This is a genomic window from Prosthecobacter dejongeii (assembly GCF_014203045.1).
Lineage (GTDB): Bacteria > Verrucomicrobiota > Verrucomicrobiia > Verrucomicrobiales > Verrucomicrobiaceae > Prosthecobacter > Prosthecobacter dejongeii.
Genome location: NZ_JACHIF010000002.1, coordinates 510,947 through 530,203 on the forward strand (window position 1 = coordinate 510,947; position 19,257 = coordinate 530,203).

At 55.9% G+C, this 19,257-nt stretch carries 20 protein-coding genes and 2 tRNA genes; 18 read left to right on the forward strand and 4 right to left on the reverse strand.

Going from position 1 to position 19,257, the window contains the following annotated elements; all coding sequences use genetic code 11:
• Window positions 1-12 precede the first annotated feature (12 nt).
• From rsmB to HNQ64_RS07330, 5 genes are all read left to right on the forward strand, one after another.
• Complete coding sequence (gene rsmB, locus HNQ64_RS07310; protein WP_184206997.1) at window positions 13-1,314, forward strand: 16S rRNA (cytosine(967)-C(5))-methyltransferase RsmB; 1,302 nt, start codon at window positions 13-15, stop codon at window positions 1,312-1,314.
• Window positions 1,311-1,718: an RNA-binding S4 domain-containing protein gene (locus tag HNQ64_RS07315; RefSeq protein ID WP_184206999.1), complete on the forward strand. Its 408-nt coding sequence runs from the start codon at window positions 1,311-1,313 to the stop codon at window positions 1,716-1,718. The genes rsmB and HNQ64_RS07315 overlap by 4 nt, the downstream gene beginning before the upstream one ends.
• 172 nt (window positions 1,719-1,890) lie before the next feature.
• Window positions 1,891-3,729, forward strand: coding sequence for a beta strand repeat-containing protein (locus HNQ64_RS07320; protein WP_184207001.1), 1,839 nt, complete (start codon window positions 1,891-1,893; stop codon window positions 3,727-3,729).
• Window positions 3,730-3,793: 64 nt separating this feature from the next.
• The gene (locus tag HNQ64_RS07325) at window positions 3,794-4,771 is read left to right on the forward strand and encodes a D-alanyl-D-alanine carboxypeptidase family protein (protein WP_184207003.1); all 978 of its coding nucleotides are present in this window, start codon (window positions 3,794-3,796) and stop codon (window positions 4,769-4,771) included.
• Between the two features lie 74 nt (window positions 4,772-4,845).
• Window positions 4,846-5,937 (forward strand): 6-phosphofructokinase, encoded by a 1,092-nt coding sequence (locus HNQ64_RS07330; RefSeq protein ID WP_184207005.1) that lies wholly within the window; start codon window positions 4,846-4,848, stop codon window positions 5,935-5,937.
• 109 nt (window positions 5,938-6,046) lie between these two features.
• Here the strand turns inward: HNQ64_RS07330 and HNQ64_RS07335 are convergent, their stop codons facing one another.
• Complete coding sequence (locus HNQ64_RS07335) at window positions 6,047-6,538, reverse strand: hypothetical protein (protein ID WP_184207007.1); 492 nt, start codon at window positions 6,536-6,538, stop codon at window positions 6,047-6,049.
• A gap of 160 nt (window positions 6,539-6,698) precedes the next feature.
• Between HNQ64_RS07335 and HNQ64_RS07340 the strand changes: the two genes are divergently transcribed.
• From HNQ64_RS07340 to HNQ64_RS07365, 6 genes are all read left to right on the forward strand, one after another.
• Window positions 6,699-7,373, forward strand: a complete 675-nt coding sequence (locus HNQ64_RS07340) for a hypothetical protein (RefSeq protein WP_184207009.1) — start codon at window positions 6,699-6,701, stop codon at window positions 7,371-7,373.
• Between the two features lie 107 nt (window positions 7,374-7,480).
• Complete coding sequence (locus tag HNQ64_RS07345) at window positions 7,481-7,762, forward strand: hypothetical protein (RefSeq protein ID WP_221305366.1); 282 nt, start codon at window positions 7,481-7,483, stop codon at window positions 7,760-7,762.
• A gap of 95 nt (window positions 7,763-7,857) precedes the next feature.
• Window positions 7,858-8,562: an HAD-IA family hydrolase gene (locus HNQ64_RS07350; RefSeq protein WP_184207013.1), complete on the forward strand. Its 705-nt coding sequence runs from the start codon at window positions 7,858-7,860 to the stop codon at window positions 8,560-8,562.
• Between the two features lie 23 nt (window positions 8,563-8,585).
• Window positions 8,586-8,660: transfer RNA gene (locus HNQ64_RS07355), tRNA-Lys, on the forward strand.
• Between the two features lie 22 nt (window positions 8,661-8,682).
• Window positions 8,683-8,757: transfer RNA gene (locus tag HNQ64_RS07360), tRNA-Lys, on the forward strand.
• Window positions 8,758-8,934: 177 nt separating this feature from the next.
• The gene (locus tag HNQ64_RS07365) at window positions 8,935-10,263 is read left to right on the forward strand and encodes a PQQ-dependent sugar dehydrogenase (protein WP_184207014.1); all 1,329 of its coding nucleotides are present in this window, start codon (window positions 8,935-8,937) and stop codon (window positions 10,261-10,263) included.
• A gap of 92 nt (window positions 10,264-10,355) precedes the next feature.
• Here HNQ64_RS07365 and HNQ64_RS07370 read toward each other — a convergent pair whose 3' ends face one another.
• Both HNQ64_RS07370 and dnaX read right to left on the reverse strand, forming a co-directional pair.
• Entirely contained in the window at window positions 10,356-10,670 is a 315-nt protein-coding gene (locus tag HNQ64_RS07370) for a YbaB/EbfC family nucleoid-associated protein (protein WP_184207016.1), read from the reverse strand.
• Window positions 10,671-10,704: 34 nt separating this feature from the next.
• Window positions 10,705-12,726: a DNA polymerase III subunit gamma/tau gene (gene dnaX / locus HNQ64_RS23785; protein WP_221305367.1), complete on the reverse strand. Its 2,022-nt coding sequence runs from the start codon at window positions 12,724-12,726 to the stop codon at window positions 10,705-10,707.
• A gap of 117 nt (window positions 12,727-12,843) precedes the next feature.
• On the opposite strand from dnaX, the gene HNQ64_RS07380 reads away from it, so the two are divergent.
• The 7 genes from HNQ64_RS07380 to gmk all read left to right on the forward strand — a co-directional run bounded on the left by HNQ64_RS07380 (window position 12,844) and on the right by gmk (window position 18,095).
• On the forward strand, window positions 12,844-13,389 hold the full coding sequence (locus tag HNQ64_RS07380; protein ID WP_184207017.1) for a hypothetical protein: 546 nt from the start codon (window positions 12,844-12,846) through the stop codon (window positions 13,387-13,389).
• Complete coding sequence (locus tag HNQ64_RS07385) at window positions 13,386-14,561, forward strand: molybdopterin molybdotransferase MoeA (protein ID WP_184207019.1); 1,176 nt, start codon at window positions 13,386-13,388, stop codon at window positions 14,559-14,561. The genes HNQ64_RS07380 and HNQ64_RS07385 overlap by 4 nt, the downstream gene beginning before the upstream one ends.
• A gap of 101 nt (window positions 14,562-14,662) precedes the next feature.
• Window positions 14,663-15,241 carry a SixA phosphatase family protein gene (locus HNQ64_RS07390; RefSeq protein WP_184207021.1) on the forward strand — a complete coding sequence of 193 codons (579 nt, stop codon included), beginning with the start codon at window positions 14,663-14,665 and terminating at the stop codon, window positions 15,239-15,241.
• A gap of 160 nt (window positions 15,242-15,401) precedes the next feature.
• On the forward strand, window positions 15,402-15,671 hold the full coding sequence (rpsN, locus tag HNQ64_RS07395; RefSeq protein WP_184207023.1) for a 30S ribosomal protein S14: 270 nt from the start codon (window positions 15,402-15,404) through the stop codon (window positions 15,669-15,671).
• Window positions 15,672-15,737: 66 nt separating this feature from the next.
• Entirely contained in the window at window positions 15,738-15,989 is a 252-nt protein-coding gene (locus tag HNQ64_RS07400; RefSeq protein WP_184207025.1) for an FmdB family zinc ribbon protein, read from the forward strand.
• A 33-nt stretch (window positions 15,990-16,022) separates the two neighbouring features.
• Window positions 16,023-17,444, forward strand: a complete 1,422-nt coding sequence (locus tag HNQ64_RS07405; RefSeq protein ID WP_184207027.1) for a hemolysin family protein — start codon at window positions 16,023-16,025, stop codon at window positions 17,442-17,444.
• A gap of 45 nt (window positions 17,445-17,489) precedes the next feature.
• Entirely contained in the window at window positions 17,490-18,095 is a 606-nt protein-coding gene (gene gmk / locus HNQ64_RS07410; RefSeq protein ID WP_184207029.1) for a guanylate kinase, read from the forward strand.
• A 16-nt stretch (window positions 18,096-18,111) separates the two neighbouring features.
• Here the strand turns inward: gmk and HNQ64_RS07415 are convergent, their stop codons facing one another.
• Window positions 18,112-19,143, reverse strand: coding sequence for a zinc-dependent alcohol dehydrogenase (locus HNQ64_RS07415; protein ID WP_184207030.1), 1,032 nt, complete (start codon window positions 19,141-19,143; stop codon window positions 18,112-18,114).
• Window positions 19,144-19,257: the final 114 nt, after the last annotated feature.

Sequence of the window (19,257 nt, forward strand, 5' to 3'; positions counted from 1 at the left end):
AATGCTCTCTCTGTGACCGTTGACTCGATTGATCTTTTCCCTCTGACTCCGCTGAAAACCTCTCATTCATCTTCCCCTTCGACCAGCGTTCGTAACCATGCGCTGGATGTCCTTACTGATTGGCAAAAATCTGGGCGTTTCGCGACCGAGCTTCTCGACGAACGCGTGCGCCGTGCTGTCCTTTCTCCGCCGAATGCGGCCTTTCTGCATGACATCGTCTTCACCACGCTGCGGAATATCAGCTTGTTGGATTTTTGGGCGGATCAACTCACCGACGGTAAGCATTTAGACCATCGCACTCGTTGGCTGCTACGCATCGGACTGTGCCAGCTTCTTTTGCTCGGCGTTCCCTCTCATGCTGCCGTGAATGAAACTGTGGCCGCTGCGGGCCGCTCTGGTGCGCTGGTGAATGCGGTGCTGCGCCGCGCTGGCCGTGAAGAGGCGAAGTTGCATGCCATGGTGGAGGCGCAGCCCTTGGCTGTGCGCTACTCCCACCCTGAGTTCATGGTGCGGCGCTGGATCAAGATCATGGGTAAGGCCAAGGCGGAAGCGCTCTGCCAGTGGAACCAAGAGCCGCCACACACCTACGTGCGGCTGAATGCTCTGAACGAAGAGGCCGCAGAACGGCTGGCCAAGATGCCTGAACTGACGGACGTTGGGGAAGGATTTTACCAGTGTGAAACGGCCCCTCGTGAAGCACTGAAGCATGGACTTTGCTATGCCCAAGATCCCAGCACGGCCCATGCCCCGCGCATGCTAGCACCCAAGCCAGGTGAAATGGTGCTGGATGCCTGCGCTGCCCCCGGCGGCAAGACGGCTTTACTGGCTGAGATCATGTGCAATGAAGGACGTATTTTTGCTTGTGATTCCTCACCCGTACGGTTGACGAGATTGCGTGAAAACCTCACTCGGCTCAAGGTACGCATCGCCCAGGTGCATGCATTTGATCTTTTGGGGGATGCCCCACCTCCTTTTGGAGATGTTTTGTTTGATCGTATCCTGCTGGACGTGCCTTGCTCAAATTCCGGCGTGATGCGTCGCCGCATTGATGTGCGCTGGCGTTTGCAGGAAGAGGAATTTGCCGTGCTGGCAGAAACTCAGCGTCGCATCGTGGCGTCCGCACTGCGCTTTTTAAAGCCGGGTGGTTCACTGGTTTACAGCACATGCAGCATTGATCCAGAGGAGAACCAGGGGGTGATCAAGGCCATCCTGGAAGCCCATCCAGAACTCGAAATGATCGAGAGCCGTCTCATTTTCCCGCCGAAGGAGCAGACTGATGGAGCCTTTGCGGCGCGACTTGTGAAGAAGGCATGAGTGAGGCCGGACAGACTCAGCGGACAGATAAATGGCTGCACCATGTGCGCATTTTCAAGACGCGCAGTCTTGCCACAGCAGCCTGCACGAAAGGCCAAGTGACTTTCGACGGACATCCCGTGAAGCCGGCGCGTGATTTGCATGTGGGAGATGTGCTCGAAGTGGTGCGCGGAGATTTACGCCTGCGCCTACGGGTTCTGGCATTTGCCCCCCGGCGTCTCAGCGCTTCACAGGTGCCGGAATTCTACGATAACCAAACACCTATCGAGTGGATCCAAAAAGCGGCTGAACTGCGTCGCCAAAAAGAACTGGAGACACCCCATGCCCATGAGATGGTGACCAAGCCGAATAAACAGCAGCTACGCCAGTTGCGTGAGTGGCAGGAGCAAAATCACTCCATGTAGAGATACAGCGGTCGCGTAGGAATGCTTTTTGTTAGGCATTCGTGCAAAATGCGATAGGCCTCATTGAGGCCAAGCAATACATTCTTCTTCAAAACCCATTCGCTGGTGTAACTTCGGGTCATTCAAAGGGTGTCATGATTAGACACTTTTTTAACACTCACCTGATGACCTCATGAATGCTTCCTATAACTCTGTGCTTGAGCAGCTTGAACCCCGCTTGGCTCCTGCGGGAGTGATTGCGGTCTCGGTGAATGCTGGGGGGACACTGGTGCTGGGAACGGTACCAGGGCTGGATGGGGATGAGCGGGTGACCATCGAGGGACTGTCAGATGGGACTTACCGGCTGACACCGGATGCGGGCGTGCAGTTGCGCATCGGCGGGCTGAATTTTAATACGCCTCAGATCATCTCGGGCGTGACAGCGGGCCTGACGGCAAACCTGGGTGCTGGGGATGATGCGGTGACGCTGAATAATGCGTTTTTCGCGAAGGCGGTGAGCATCAATCTGGGGAACGGGACCAATGGTTTTACCATGACGGACAGCAACATTGGCGGGGCCTTCAGTTACACCGGGGGAGAGGGCGGAGATGGGGTGATCTTTAGTGGGAATTTTGCCACGGTGGGTGGTATAGCAACGATCAAGCTGGGTGGTGGGGCAGATGATGTCACGGGCACGGCAGATCGGCTGAATTTTGGGCTGGGACTGACGATCGATGGAGGTGGCGGGGATGATGAAGTGCGGCTGGCGAACTCGGACGGGGATGACCTCGCCATTTTAGGCAACTTCACGTTTGTCGGCGGGGCAGGGGATGATGTTTTGAGCTTTGGGTTTGCCAATGCTGGGGTGTTGATCAGCGGTGCGCTGAAGCTGACGGATGTTACGGGAAATGAGTCGGTGCTGTTTGCGGGCAGCCGTGTGGATGTGGGGGCGCTGTCCTTAGCGGCAGGCAGTGGGAACAATACCCTGCTCAGCACGGTGACGGATTTCCTGGTGGCGAAGACGCTGCAATGGACGAGCGGCAGCGGGACGGATGATGTGGACTTTAACGGAAGCCATCTGCGGGTGGGCGGTGCGGTGAGCATTTCTGTGGGCACGGGAGGTGGGGATGCCGAGCTGACCCCGCTGAACTCGCTCTATGTGGGAGGAACCGTGATGGTCTCTGGATCTGGAGCAAACCGTGATTTGGATGTGAACGCCAGCGAGGTGTTCATTGGCGGCAAAGTGACGCTGGCGGCGGGCGTGGGGGATGGCAGCGCGCGTATTTTTGCCCTCAACGGGATGTTCTTGGGCGGCGGGGCGAACCTGACCTGCGGTGCAGGGGACACAAACCTAACCATCAGCGGCAATTTTCGTCTGGTGAGCAACGGCAGCCTGACACTGACAAATGGAGGGGGGCTGGGAGGGACGTCGGTTTTTATTGGCGGGACAAGCACTGCCTCCACGATCAATGGGGCGGTCACTCTCAAAGGGGGAGCGTTTGTGAGCCTGGAAATGATGGGGACGATCTCGGGTGCGGTGAATTTGAGCACGGCTTCTTTGTCGGCTGCCTCCAATATCACGATTGACTGTTTTACGGTCGGGACGCTGCACATTGGTGGGGCGGTGAAGCTGAGCACACCGACGCTTGCGGGGCAGACGGGAAGCATTCGCATCAATAGCGCCATTTTTGACAATACGCTGACCGTGATGGGGGGAGCCGGGGTGGAGACGCTGACCATCAACAATTCGGTCGTAAACAAAGCTTTCACGGCAAGCCTGGGGGCTGGGAACGATTTGTTCAGCCTGGAGCAGGTGAATTCGGCGGGTGCATCGAACTACCGAGGGGCGGTGATGCTGAAGGGCGGGGCAGGGACGGATACGTTTTTGCTGGGGGGAGCAGGGGCGAACTTTGCGATCAACTTTGGCCAGAAGGTGACGGTGGATGGGGGGACTGAGAATGATGCGCTGACGACGGGGGCGAGTGTGACCTTTGCACCGGGACTGCCGCTGATGACGGTGAGTGTGCCGTGACCTGGGCGGGGAGTGGAATCCCTGGTTGCCCCAGGGCGATGAGGTGCTAATGAAAGGGTGCCCTATGCAGTGTTCTCCCCGTTTCAGCAGCTTTTCGAAGTGCGTTTTTGTCACCCTTTCCCTCGGGGCGGTAATGGCCGTCCTGATGCCGGTTTCGGCCTCGGCTCAGGCCGCCGTGCTCGCGGCAGATAGTTTTAACCGCAAGGTGCATGTGGCCAGTCAGGCCAATGACAAACGCCCTGTAGGCGGCTTGGCCAAAATCGCTACGGCGATGGTGACTCTGGATTGGGCTGAAGCTTCAAAAGTGGGGGTGAACATCCTGGCAACGGTGCCTGCGTACGCACCTCAGGTCGCAGGTAGCAATACTTTGGGCTTGCAGCCTGGAGATCGTTTGACCCTGCGAGATCTCCTTTATGCCACGATGATGACGGCGGATGATATGGCTGCAATCACCCTGGGCGATTTTGTCGGCCGTGACCATCTTCAGCGTCTGCAACGTGCAGGCGACCCGCTGAATGAGTTTGTACGTCAGATGAATCAGCTCGCGGTGCGTGAAGGCGCTCGAAACACCCGCTTTACGAACCCCCATGGGTTTGAGAACACCCGCACGATGCCTTACTCCACGGCTGCTGACATGACCCGTCTCGGGCTGTATGCCATCTCCCGCCCAGCACTACGTTTCTACACCAATCAACGCACGCGAGACATCACCGTTTACCGTGCTAGTGGTCAGGTCAGCCTGCCATTAAACAATACCAATGAATTGCTTGGTGTGAGTAACATTGATGGCATCAAATACACGGCCACCCAGCGTTCGGGAAGTTGCATCGTCGTAACGGCTGAACGCCCTGCTTCAGTGACTAAGCAACCCGATGGATCAAGCCTGATTTACCGCCATCGTATGGTCGTGACAGTGGTAGGATCCGCGAATGCTGCGGCAGAAGCTCACGCATTACTCCAGCAAAGCTGGGCCGCGTATGATCGTTGGTTAGCCGCAGGTCGCCCCATCACGGACAAGCGCCAGTTGCTGAATCACTTTTAGTCAGTCGTCCATTTGGCCTGCCCAGTGGAGGCAGGGTAAACGTAATTTCGATCCTAACCCCAACCCTACGAATCATGCGAATCGGTATCTTGAATAGCGGCGGCGATTGCCCCGGTCTCAATGCGGTCATCCACGGCGTCGTCGGCGCAGCACACACCCTTGGCTGGGAAGTCGTGGGTTTTCGTGATGGTTTTGAAGGTCTTTTGCCTCCTGGTGACTACATGATGCTGGACCCCAGCCGCACGGTGGGCATCATGAAACTCGGTGGAACTATTTTGGGCACTACCAATAAAGGTCACTTCGTCGCCAAAGTGGGCGAAGGAAACGTCGCTGAAGTGCCTCGTGAAATCGTCGAAAAGGCCAAAGCTACTCTGCGTCATCTTGAGATCGGCGCGCTCATTGTCGTGGGCGGAGACGGCTCACTCACCACAGCCCAGCAGCTCTTTGAAATGGATGTGCCCGTCATCGGTGTGCCGAAGACCATTGACAATGACATCCAAGCCACGGCGATGACCTTTGGGTTTGATTCCGCATGTCACTCCGTGGTGGATGCGCTGGACCGCCTGCATACCACGGCTGAAAGCCACAAGCGCGTGATCGTGCTGGAAGTGATGGGACGTCATGCGGGCTGGATCGCCCTCTACGGCGGGATGTCTGGCGGGGCCGATGTGATCCTGCTGCCAGAGATTCCTTTCCAAATGGAGCACGTGGCCGATGCCATCCGCCAGCGAGATGCACGCGGTCTGCACAGCACCCTCGTGGTGGTGGCCGAAGGTGCTCGCATGGAAACAGGTGAGCTTTTAAAGAAAGAAAACGTCGGGGGCAAAGGCGAAGATCGTCTGGGTGGTATTGGCGATTACGTCGCGAAAAAGATTGAAGCCATGACCGGGAAAGAAACCCGTGCCTGCACACTCGGGCATCTCCAGCGCGGAGGTGCACCCACGGCGCTCGACCGCATCTTGGGTGTGCGTTTTGGTGCCAAAGCGGTTCACTTGATCGAAGAAGGTAAATTTGGCCGCATGGTGAGCTATCAGCATTACCAAGTGGGAGATGTGAGCATCCAAGAGGCGGTGAATCAGCTCCGCCTCGTGCAGCCAGACAGTGAAATCATCCGTGCGGGACGCAGCATCGGCATTTGCTTTGGTGATTGCCGTGTAGGCCGCTGATCTGTTTGGACCACCGTTTTAATAAGGGCAGGTTTCCGCATGGGAATCTGCCCTTTTTTCGAGGATTAAGCGCTGAGCAACCTTTCAAACCCGTTTCCAAGCCTCAAGTTCACACCAGCCGCCGCCGTTCTAGGCCCAGTTGGTTGCGACGATCCCGGCGCAGGCGAAATTCTTCTTTTTGAGTTTGGGGCTGGCCCCTGAGTCCATATTCCACCACCACGGTCACCACTTGAGGATCTGCCTGCAAAGTGCTGATGCGGAAGACAGGATCACGCTTGCTGCGAAAGAAGGCATGCAGAGGGATGTGAGGGTGACCTGCATTCCACAGCCAGCGGCCCGGGGGGAAATCTGATAAGTCTGACAGGGCGAGTAAAACCTCACGGATCAGAGTCTCTTCGTGCTGCTTCAGCAGCTTGGCCGCAGCACGGCGGCAGAGCATTTGTTCGATGAAAGCGACGGCTGGGTTCAGGTGATCTTCCTCCATCTCCACAATGACCTCACGGGCATGTTGCGCCATGGATTCACGGAATTGCTCCTGCGTGATGCGTCCGGTATCGAGGAGGTGAAAAAGTTGCCGGGGGCTGGGGGGGAGGTCTGACACAGGCTGAATTAAAAAAGAACGCCGGCCGTGGCTGCAAGGATGAAATCGAGTTTCTTAACCCGCAGTTCTGCGGAGTTCGTGCTTGCTCCAGGGCCTGTTTATGGACCATTGTACGTGCGATGTGCATTGCAGCGGTGTGCATCGAATCTCTCGAAATGCCATGAAAACGGTTTCCAAGCTTCGTTCTAACGTCATTCATCTAGCGGCCATGGGCATGCTCCTCACCGCGATGACCAGTTGTGAACTTCCTCCACGGGATGCTTGGCGCATCATTCAGCGAGATGGCCTGCTGACTTACTGGGACAGGGAATATCAACCTCAGGTGGCCCCCAGCCGCTATTTGAACCCGAATGGCCGCCCTTTTCAGCCCGTTCATCAGGTGCAGGTGCCTTATCGGCCCGAAAGTTCGCGAAATCGTTATCTCGCAGAGCAACCACGCGTTTACCGAGCAAAGCCGCGGGCCCAGTCCCCTCGTCGTTCTCAGCCTTCCCGCGTCGTGACGGAGGCACCAGTCGTGGTGGCACCGAAGATTCCTTTGGAAGCCGCGACACAAAAGACGGAACCCAAGGTGGCTGATGCCCCTAAGCTTTCCATGGAAACACTGCCCTACGGCACTCCTGTGGCTGGGCGCCCAGGCATGGTGACCAGTCCTTTTGCAGAAAAGCAACAGTTGGTGGATGTCACCGGCATGGCCGCTGGAGAAGCGGTCAAAGATCCTTACAGCGGCAAGCTTTTCCGGGTACCACCCACTCAGCAAGCTGCTGCGACAAAAACGGAGCCCAGCACACCTGAGAAGCTGCCAACGGTCAAAGATGAGGCCAAACCGCAGCCTTAAAGAGCCTTTGGTGGCAGATATGGGCGGTTCGATTGACATTCGGGCTTGATTCCACCCGCGATAGTGTCACTCTCCGCCCCGCTTTTAGCATCACAATACCTGCCACCATGGGCCAGCAACTTAACAAAATCGTCAAACGTCGCCGTCGTAAACTCTATGTCGCTCGCAAGAAAGCTCTTGCGAAGTCCGGCCTGAGCCGCAAGTCCATCGTCCGTGAGCCAAAAGCCGCCAAGAAAACGGTGAAGAAGGCAAGCGCGCCGAAGAAAGACAAAGCCCCTACCAAAGCTGCTGCAGCCAAGGTTGAAGCCGCACCTGTGGCTGAAGTGGTAGCTCCTGTAGCTGAAGTGGCTGCGCCTGCCGTTGAGGAAACCGCTGCTGCGGCTGAGTAATTTTGTCCAGTCCCCACGGACTGAGTCTTTTCTGAAAAACCCGCGCAGGTTCTGCGCGGGTTTTTTGTGTCCAACTTTCACGACTTCTTTTTACCATGTCTCATTCCGTGATCTCCTTCGATGCCGCCGGCACGCTCATTCAGGTATGCGAGCCTGTGGGGCAGACCTATGCGGCCTTTGCACGCGAGCATGGGGTGCACGTGGAAGAGGCTGCTCTCAAGCAGGCCTTTCGCAACGTCTGGGGAAGCCTGCCTGCGAAAGAATGGCCTGAAGGGCAATGTGCTGCTGATGACGACCGTTCCTGGTGGCATGAATTGGTCAACCAAGTTTTTACCGAAGCACTTCGAGTACCTCTACCTGAAGCCACTTTGGAGCCTTTGTTCGAGGCTCTCTACATGCATTTTTCTCTACCGGAGGCCTGGTCCGTTTATGAGGATGTAAAGCCAGTTTTGGACAAGCTCGCTCAGGATCATCGCCTTTGTGTTCTCTCGAACTTTGATCGTCGTTTGAGAGGCGTGCTGAAAGGGCATGGGCTAGATGGATATTTTGATCACATCATCCTCTCCAGTGAAGTTGGTGTCTCCAAACCTCACCCACGTATCTTTGACACGGCCAAACGCCTCATGAATGCAGCGGAAGTGACCCGCTGGCATGTGGGTGATGATGAGCGCTGCGACATCCAAGGAGCTGTGGCAAATGGCTGGAAACCTGTCTGGATCTCTCGGCCTGAGCGCGATTTGTGGGATTTGGTAGAAAAAGTCCATTTGGAGGCAAATTCAAGCTTGCACATGTCGCAGTAAAGGGTAGGTAATCCGCCCCACTCGCGCGGGTAGCTCAGTGGTAGAGCAGTTGGCTTTTAACCAATTGGTCGTGGGTTCGAATCCCACCCCGCGCACCACCTTGTGGTTGTCAGTTTTATTGCCCAGGTAGCTCAGTGGTAGAGCAGTTGGCTCTTAACCAATTGGTCGTGGGTTCGAATCCCTCCCTGGGCACCACTGAAAAATGCGCTCCGTTGCTTGTAGAATCAAGAACGGAGCATTTTTTTGTGGCTCACATGAGCACTTTGTTTTGTGTTCTATAGCTGCCTAACAAACGGTGCATAGTTTCATCTTGTTTGTGGTTAGGCCTACCCCGATACCCGCGATTGAGGCTTGGCTTTCGAATCATCCTCAATGAAAACGATCCAGCTTCTTTGCTTCAGCTCTCTCGCTGTCATTCATGGTGTTTCAGCGCAAGATGCAGCCACGCCATCATTGGCTGAACCGGGGCCTCCAAAACTTCTCACAGGCAATGCGGCGATGGGGGACTGGACGACGGATGCCCCGGGGGTGAGGAGGCATCTGCGGGTGGGGGATTTGCCAGAGCCGAATGAGAAAGAATCGGCGAAAAATCGCCCCAAAGAAGTGAAGCGTCCTGAGGGGACTTGGCCAAAGGCTCCGGCGAATTTCACGGTGACTCAGTTTGCGACGGGATTGAAAAAGCCGCGTGTCATCGTTACAGCGCCGAATGGCGATATATTCGTGGCGGAGAGCAAGGCGGGCCAGATCTCCCTCCTGCGGGATGCGGATGGTGATGGGAAACCGGAGCTACAAACGGTGTTTGCGGTGGGGCTGAACCAGCCCTTTGGTCTTGCCTTTTATCCACCGGGGCCGGAGCCCACGCACCTTTACATCGGTAACACGGATGCGGTGGTAAGGTTGCCTTACCGCAACGGGCAGACGGAGGCCGAAGGCAAGCCTGATAAGCTGGTGGAACTCTCAGAGGGAGGTCAACTGACGGGTGGGGGCCACTGGACGCGAGACATTGTCTTTTCCAAGGATGGAAAGAAGCTTTTTATCGCAATCGGTTCTAAATCGAATGTGGACTGGAATAAGGAGGAGGAAGAGCGCGCGCGGATCTTTGAGACGGGTCCGGAGGGGCAGGACAAACGTGTGTATGCCTGGGGTATTCGGAATCCTGTGGGGCTCGCGATCCATCCTGTCACCGGCGAATTGTGGGCTTCCGTCAATGAACGAGATGAACTTGGGGATAATCTGGTGCCAGATTACGTCACGAAGGTGAAGGAGGGAGGTTTCTATGGCTGGCCGTGGTATTACATGGGCGGTCACCAGGATCCTCGACATCAAGGGGCGAAGCCGGAATTGAAAGAAAAAGTCCTGACTCCAGACGTGATTTTACAAGCTCATTCGGCGTCTCTGGATATGACTTTTTACGATGGGAAACAGTTTCCTGCTGCGTATCGTCAAGACGGCTTCGCGGCAGAGCATGGCTCCTGGAACCGCAGCCGTCGGACGGGTTACAAGGTGGTGCAAATTCCAGTTAAGGAAGGAAAAGCCACAGGCGAGTACGTGGACTTTTTGACGGGTTTTGTGACGCCCGACGGGGATGTCTGGGGGCGACCTGTCGGGGTAACTGTGGCCAAAGATGGTGCCTTACTGGTCAGCGATGATACGGGCGATTGCCTGTGGCGTGTGGCCTATGAGAGTGCAGGAAACAGGTGAGTGAGATGGAACACATCCTGTCACCCCCACCCACGGAATAACAAAATGTGTGGCCACTCTGCGCTCAGAGCGCAGGTGGCTACATCGCATCTTTAAAAACCGAGTCCTGGAGGGAGGCCCAGGCCGCCCGTCATTTTGCTCATTTCGGCCGCCTGAGTGTCCTTTACTTTTTTCTGGACCTGCTGGACGGCGGAAAGGAGGAGGTCTTGGAGCATGTCCACATCTTCGGGATCCACCACTTCTTTGGCGATCTTGATGCTTTGGATATCGCCGTGACCATTGGCTGTGACGATGATTTTGCCGCCTGCGACAGTGGATTCAAAGGATTTGGTGGCGAGCTGAGCCTGAGACTTTTGCATCTGGCTCTGCATGTCCTGCACCTGCTTCATCATTTTCTGGATGTTCATGGAAAAATAGTAGGGGGTTAAAGTGATTGAGGGATTAAGATTGGGGTGCAGTGGTGCCTGCTAGCTTCAGTTTGAATTTCTCGATGGCGCTCTTGATGAGCGGATCGTTTTGAAAGTCGGCAGTGATATCTTCGGGTGTGGCTGCTTCATTTGTTTCTGGAGCAGGTGCTTCTGCGGCTGGAGCCTTCTCCCTTGGCCGTTCCACGACGGGTATAGGGGCTGTAGCCGGGCGCGGGGGGGCACTCGGGGCTGGGGCTGGTGTGGCTACAGGCAGGTCCAACGCACCGAAAAGTTCTGCCGCCGGTGGTGGTTTCAGACTCGGGTCCACGATCATTTCAAACTTCATTGGCGTACCAAGGATGTCTTGTGCAAGACCTTCGAGGAAGGTGCGCTGATTGTCGCGGGCGAGGCTCTCTTTGGCGTGGCTTTCGCTGGATGGAAAACCAAGTTTGATGGTCCCGCGCGCCATGGACATGACGGTTGTGGCTTCTAGCCACGAGGAGATGAGCGGGCGCTTTTGCTGGACACGCCCCAGGAGTTCGAGGCGGAATTCTTCATTCGTTAATGAAGGCGCTATAGGGGCCGGGGAAGGAGCTGCAATAGGCGCCGAGGTCGGTTTGGGAGTCGGTGCTGGTTCAGGAGCAGGAGCAGGAGCAGGAGCAGGAGCAGGTTGGGGCTCGGGTTCCGGTGCGGCGGCTGGAGGTGGCTCGGGCTCAGGAACTGGTGCAGGTGCAGGTGCAGGTGCAGGTGCAGGTGCAGGTGCAGCAGCCAGGGGCGGGAGAGCCTCTTCGATGATGACGGGTGCGGGCTCGGGGGCCTTGGCCAAAGGGGCTGGTTCGGGAGGCTGAGAGGGGGCGATCTCCACCGGGGCGGCGCGGCGCGGCGCGGGCTGTGGGCGCGGGGCAGGGCGGGGCACGGTGACGGTGCCGTTGCCCTCTAGGGCTTCGATGACGTCGCTGATGCTGACTTCGTTATAATGCTGCACAGCCTGGATGACTCCCAGCTCGAAATGCAGACGCTTATTGGTCGCCCAGCGCATGCGTGCATCCACTTCGGCGAGTCCATCGACGATTCGCAGAAGCTGGTCCGTACTGGCTATCTGGGCCTGGTAGCTGACTTGTTCAGCGATGTCAGGCTCCAGATCTTCGGCCGCAGCATCGGGGTCAGCTTGGCTAACCAAAAGCGTGCGAAAATGCTGGATGAGATCTCCTAGCATGCGGCCGAGGTCCTTGCCAGCCTCACTGGTGTCATGAACGAGGCGGAGGGCACTGACGGTGTCGCTATCCAAAATGTGCTGCGCCATCTTTGCCACGGACTGTACAGCAGTGAAGCCGAAGATTTCCAGCACATCCACTTCACGGATGGTATTGCCGCAGAAGGCCACGAGTTGATCCAGCATGGACTGGGCATCGCGCATACCGCCATCGGCCCCTTTAGCAATGGCAAACGCTGCTTTCTCATCCAGATCCACGTTTTCCAGGGTGGCGATGTGGAGGAGATGCTTTGCAATGATGGTGTTTGGGATACGGCGCAAATCAAACCGCTGGCAGCGACTGATGATGGTGGGCAAGATCTTGTTCGCCTCTGTCGTCGCGAAGATGAATTTTACATGATCAGGCGGCTCTTCTAGGGTCTTCAACAGCGCATTGAAAGCGGCGGTGGAGAGCATGTGGACCTCATCAATGTAGTAGATCTTATAGCGGCAGCGGGAGGGGGCGTATTTGACGCTTTCCCGCAAATCACGCACCTGATCCACGCCATTGTTGCTGGCACCGTCGATTTCCAGCACATCTAGGCTCCGGCCTTCAGCGATTTCTTTGCAGAGCTCGTCTTCGGGATCAAATTCAATGCTGGGCCCATTCGGGCAGTTGAGGGCTTTGGCGAAAATGCGTGCCGTGGAAGTCTTCCCCGTGCCACGCGGGCCGACGAAGAGGTAGGCATGAGCCAGACGGTTCTGCGCGATGGCATTGCGCAGGGTGCGGACGACATGCTCCTGGCCGAGCACATCGGCGAAGGTTTTGGGGCGATACTTGCGGGCGAATACCTGATAACTCACGCTGTGATGCTAGCGTGTGTGGCGGGGGAGGCGAACAGATTTTGGGGAAACTCATCCACATCCTTGGCTTTCCTGGGAAGGATGCTCTAGGATGGCAACATGTGGCCGATTAAATGTGTGCTTTTCCCCCTGGTCCTAGCGCTGGTGCTCCCAGGCTGTGGGCTATTCAAGAAGAAAAAAAAGCCGGAGCCGCAAGGTCCCAAAACCACCGTGGTAGGCATCGTAGAAATGGTGAACCCTGAGCAAAATTACGTGCTCATCCGCTGTGACGTCGTGCCCAATCTCGGTACGGGAACAGAGCTGGTGGCCATGGATGCAGCCGGAACGGAGGCTAAATTAAAGCTGACCCAGGAACGCAAAGGCCGCTACCTGACGGCTGACATCGAGTCTGGTCAGCCCAAGGTGATGAATTTGGTGGTCCGTCGCACCCGCGGAGATGGGCCTTTGGATGCGCCAGTAGTCCCTACGCCTGTTCCTGGTAATCCGCCAGGGGGGGCGGCACCGATGCCCCTCATGCCGACTTTGCCAGCTTTTTCATTGGATTCAGTGACCTCTCCACAGACTCCTTTGGAGCCTGGGCCCTCATTGCCTGGATCAGCACCGCCGGCCTCTCCTCCTGCCAATCCTGCGCCCGTGGGTGAACTCGAGCCTCCTATCCAATGATTACTGAGATTGAAGCGCGCGAGCGAGTGCTGACGGCCATCGCGCCAGGACCGAAGATTGAAATGCCATTGCTGAATGCTCTGGGGCGCTACGCTGCTGTGGAGCTGCGGGCGACGGTGCCCCTGCCTGGGTTTGATAATTCAATGATGGACGGGTACGCCGTGCGAGCTGTGGAAACCACGGATCCTAGCTCTCCCATTTCCGTCGTCGGTGAGCAGCCTGCGGGCAGAGACCTGGGGCTAGAGTGTGGGCAGGGCCAAGCCATCCGCATTTTTACTGGGGCACCTATGCCAGCTGGGGCCGATGCCGTGATCATGCAAGAAGATGTGGAACGGAAGGGGGAGGCGATTTTTTGTCGTGAATCCGTGGCTCAAGGGGAAAATATAAGGCATGCCGGCGCGGATCTGTGCGAAGGGCAGATCTTGCTGCGGCGTGGGGAATGCCTGACGCCGGGCCGACTAGGTGTGCTGGCTTCCCAAGGTCTGAACAATGTATGGGTGCATGCAACTCCACGGGTGGCGGTGCTAAGTACGGGGGATGAACTGGTGTCGGCAGGACAGCCACTGGCAGCGGGCCAGATTTATAATAGCAATGGCCTCATGCTCCAGGGGATGCTGGCCGTGCAAGGTATCCATGACACTCTTGCGGTGCATTGCCCAGATGACCTGGAAGCAACGATGAGCACTGTGCGGCAGCTTTTGCAGTCTCACGATGTCATTCTACTGAGTGGCGGTGTTTCCGTAGGGGATCATGATCATATTAAACCGGCTTTGTTAGCGCTGGGTATCACGCCGGATCTCTGGCGGGTAAAGGTGAAGCCGGGCAAGCCCTTTCTTTTTGCCCAGCATGCGGGTAAGTTCATCTTCGGGCTGCCGGGAAATCCGGTCTCCAGCTACATGACCTATCAGCTATTTGTACGTCCTGCCATGCTACGCTGGATGGGGGCTGCGGAGGTAGCGCCCGTTCAGATTTCAGCTATTTCGGCAGGGGATCTTCACAATGACGGCAATCGCCCGCATTATCTGCGTGGTGTATTAAAAGAGGGGGTATTTACTGTGCAGGGCTTGCAGCAAAGTCACGCCCTGTTCGCCCTCAGTCAGGCCAATGCGCTACTGCGCCTGGAGTCAGATGAACGTGTGACCGCTGGACAGATGGTGACAGTCTTGATCTAGGAGATAAATCACCTTGGAGTGGCCGTTGTGGTCATCCCTTACCCTCCTGCGGTTTGACACTTGGCACCCCTCATGCGAGGGGATGGATGCTAAGAATTCGAATGAAGTATCTCACCCTCGTCCGCCATGCGAAATCCAGTTGGGCCCAAGCCGGACTGGCGGATCACGATCGTCCGTTGAATGAGCGAGGTCTGCGGGCCGCGCCTGCCATGGCCTCATTTTTGCATCGAACCTATTTTGGAGGTGGTGAGACTCCGCCCCTGATTCCCCCTCCAGATCGGTTGGTTTCGAGCACGGCGGCTAGAGCTCTCGGTACGGCGAAAATCATGATGGAGATCTCGCGCATGCCGTTAGAAACCTTGCTATTAGATTCGCGCCTTTATTTGGCGGAGGCCTCTCGGATCCTCGAAGTGGTGCGTGAGTTGGATGAAAACTGGAAGCACGCTGTGCTTTTCGGCCATAATCCAGGTATCCATGATTTCGCCGAGCGCCTGCTGGCGCGCGCGCATGTGCCTAAAATGCCCACTTGTACAGCCGTATTGCTAGCACTCCCCCACGCTTATTGGGGATTAGCTGACTGGTCCGAAGCGCAATTGATCGGCTATGTTACACCGAAAGCCCTGGAGCGCCGTTTTCCAGAGCTCTACAAGGGCATTTCGCGCAGCGATGGCGAAGATTAAGCTTTCTGGAGGAAGGTGAAAACGAACACACCTAGAAGAAGAAAGCCGACGGCGACAAGGATTCCAATGATCATGAAAACCAGATTGCCACGTTCCGTCTGACTGACAAATGAAATTTCTCCTTGCTTAGTGTTCCACTTGAGGCAATTTCGCGGCCCCTATGGCAAAAACAGCTTGGCTTGAGCGCGAGAAGCGCAAACAGAAGACCGTCAGTAAGTACGCTAAACTCCGTGCAGAGTTGAAGGCGAATGGTGATCACGTGGGCCTGTCCCTGCTTCCCCGCGATGCCAGCCCGACTCGCTTGACCAATCGCTGCCGCGTTTCCGGTCGTCGTCGCGCTTTCATGCGCCGCTTCCAGATGTCCCGTCTGACTTTCCGTGAAATGGCCCTTGCTGGTCTTATTCCTGGAGTGACTAAGTCGAGCTGGTAATCGCCAGTTCAGGGTCCAGGGAAAGTCTCTCTGGACCAAGTCCAGGGAGGCGTGGATACTCATGTTATGCCCACGTATTCCTACATTGCGGAAAATCTAGAAGAGGGATGTCCTTCTTGCAGGCGCGGTTTTGACTTACGCCGCCCTATGGATCGTGCCCCGCTGACTCATTGCCCTCTTTGCCGTAAACCGGTAAAAAAGCAGATCAGCGCCTTTTCTACTCCCAAAGTCACTAAGCCTGTGTCCATATCGGACGCAAAAAGTGCAGGCTTTACCATCCTGGAAAAACGCTGCGATGGTAACTACGAGCGGCTCTAATCTTGCTGCATCGTTCTGCGTCAGCGCTCTCTCATGAACGATTTCTTTTTTATTCGTCACCTGCTCGCCATGAGCAGTGCTCCGCATGAAGTCTTGCATGAGTGGAATCTGACTCCGAGTGAGATTGCATGGTCTGCCGCACTGGTGCTATTTTTTGTCCTGCTAAATGCCTTCTTTGTGGCCGCAGAGTTTGCGATCGTGAAGGTGCGCAGCACACAGCTTGATGCCCTTGTGGATGAAGGGCACGCCAGTGCCAAGGTAGCCCGCAAGGCGCTGAAGAATCTGGATGGCTATCTTTCGGCAACCCAGTTGGGCATTACGCTCGCGAGTATCGCGCTCGGGATGATCGGCGAGCCGTACGTGGCGCGAGTGATCCAGCCTCTGATGTGGAAATTGGGCGTGACGAGTGACCCTGTTATTTCTTCTGTTTCTATAGGTATTGGCTTTGGTGTGGTGACTTTCTTACACGTCGTGTTGGGGGAGTTGACGCCTAAATCTTTGGCCATTCGCAAGTCGCTGGCCACGGTGCTGGTGATCAGCGCGCCACTGCATTTCTTCTACGTTCTCTTCAAGCCGGCGATTTGGGTGCTGAATGGCACAGCTAACTGGCTATTGAAGACCTTGTTCCGTCTAGAACCTGCTTCTGAAAGCGAGCTGGCCCACTCGGAGGAAGAGCTCCGTCACATCGTGGCAGAGAGCCAGAATGCCAAAGAGGTCACGGAGACAGAGAAAGACATTCTGCTCAACGCCCTAGCTCTCAATGATCGCTGTGTGCGGGATGTGATGACGCCGCGTAATCAAGTCATCTCCCTGGATGCAGATGATTCCTTCGAAGCCAATCTTAAGGTCGCTGTGGACTGCAAACACACCCGTTACCCTCTGGTGGAAGGACATTTGGATCACAGCATCGGCCTGATTCACATCAAGGATCTGCTGGCTCTCATTGGCAAACCCTCAGCGGATTTGCGCAAGATCAAAAGGGATCTGCCCATGGTTCCAGAGATGATGCCTATTGATAAGCTTCTGCGCTTTTTCTTGGATCGTCACGTCCATATCGCCCTCGCTGTGGATGAGTATGGCGGCACCGTCGGGGTAGTCACTCTAGACAACGTTTTGGAAGAGATCGTCGGGGATATTCAAGACGAATTTGATCAGGAAAATAGTGAGTTCCGTCGGGTGGATGAAGATGAGTTCATCGTCGAAGGCACGCTTAATCTCTACGAATTGAAGGATCAAGCTGGCCTCGATATCGAAAGTGAAGATGTCACCACCATCGGGGGGTATGTTACCCATTTGCTGGGGCGACTGCCGAAGGTGGGTGAGAAAGTGATCATCGAAGGTTATGAGGTCACGACGACCAAAGCGGACCAACGCCGGGTGCTGCAACTGCGTTTCCAGCGAATGTTAGCTGAGCCGGATGGCCTCGTGGATGATGGGGATGATGGTGAGGAATAGTGCTTTCAGTTGCAGGGATGCATTGTCATCGCTAAACGCTGGGGCATGAATCTCGCGTCTCCTCGTCTCGGTCTCTTGGTGGTGGTCTCTGGCCCTTCAGGCACGGGTAAAACCACACTCTGCCGCAAAGTGTGCGATGGCGACCACGCTGTTTTTTCGGTCTCCTGCACTACCCGTGCCCCTCGTCCAGGTGAGGTGGATGGCAAAGACTACTTCTTTCTTCAGGAAGAAGACTTTCTGGCCCGAGTGGATCGTGGGGAGTTTTTTGAATACGCCCGTGTTCACAACCGCTGGTATGGTACGCTCAAAAGTTACGTGTATGATTACCTGCGCCGTGGTGTGGATGTGTTTATGGACATCGATGTGCAGGGCGCGGGCCAAGTGCGCGGTTGTGAGGATGAGCTGGTGGGGCGCTGCCTGACGGATATCTTTGTCATGCCACCGAGCATGGAGGAGCTGCGCCAGAGGCTAAGCGGACGAAATACTGAAAGTGCTGAAGCCTTCGAGCTACGCATGCGAAATGCCGAAGCGGAACTGCAACACTGGCGGGACTACCGCTACTGCTTGGTGAGTGACACCCGTGAGAGTGATGAGCTACGCTTCAAGGCCCTGCTTCAAGGGGAGAAGATGAAATCAAGCCTCGTGATTTAAAGTTGGTTAGCTGATTTCAGGATTGGGGGTATTCAATCAAGGCTTTGATCACCTTGCGACGGGCGACTTCATCGAAGGCTTCTACAATTTGATGCAAGGGGAAGCGGTGGGTGATGAAGTCAGCGGAGGTGAGCTTGCCCTCGCGTATCCATTGGCAAATCTGGGGCTGGCTTTCCTTTTCGTAGCGGCGTGTGGGCCACTGGTGTACCAGGAGATTGAAATTGAAATCAGCCTTGGATTTATCAATGTGAAGTATGGGGTGCGAAAGCACACCGTAGATACAATGTGAGCCGCCCCGGCGGAGCAGGGGAAGACCCTCGTGGAGGATATCGGGGTGCCCTACGGCATCAATCACCGCATCCAGTTTTTTGGGGCATTCAATTTTGTCACCGGGGGCAAAGACGGCATCCGCACCGAAAGCGAGAGCCTTGGCCTGCTTATCGGCATGCCGGTCCACAATGCCGATCCAGCCAAGACCGAAGAGACGGCCAAGTTTGACAAAGCTGAGGCCAACGGGACCTGCTCCATAGATGATCACGTCATCTCCCGGCTGGAGATGAAAGTCGCGGAAAGCACCGAGCACCTCGCGCCAAGTGCAGAGTAGGACAGCTTCTTCAGCAGGGATATCAGCATCTACTTTGGTTTGGATTTCATAGACTTCAAACCAGCCATGCGCTTCCTCGGCCACGCCATCTGCTACCATGGCCTCGTGGTCATTGGCCAAAGTATATTCGCCAAACCCTCCCCAACCGGAATCCACGCCTTCCATTTGAAGATCGAAAGAGAGGCCTCCAACTGCGCGATCCCCGACTGCGAAGTGACGCACCTTTTCTCCCACTGCGACCACAATGCCTACGCTTTCATGACCCAGGGCAAAAGGGAATTTGTCCTCCATGCCCGGGAAATTCCCATGCAGCAGTTCACTGTCCGTCCGGTTGCACAGGCAGGCGCACTCAGTTTTGACGAGGGCCTGATAAGGACCTGGTTTTGGTGTGGGGGTATCGAGGATTTCGATCTGACGAGGATGCAGGGCGATGACGGATTTCATGAGGTGTAGCTCTCTGACCCTGGCATTTTAACAAGCGCCCGGGGAAAAGGATGATTTTCCAAATTTAGAAGGCATTCTGAACTTGGAAAAGTAAATTCATTTGATGGAGTGATC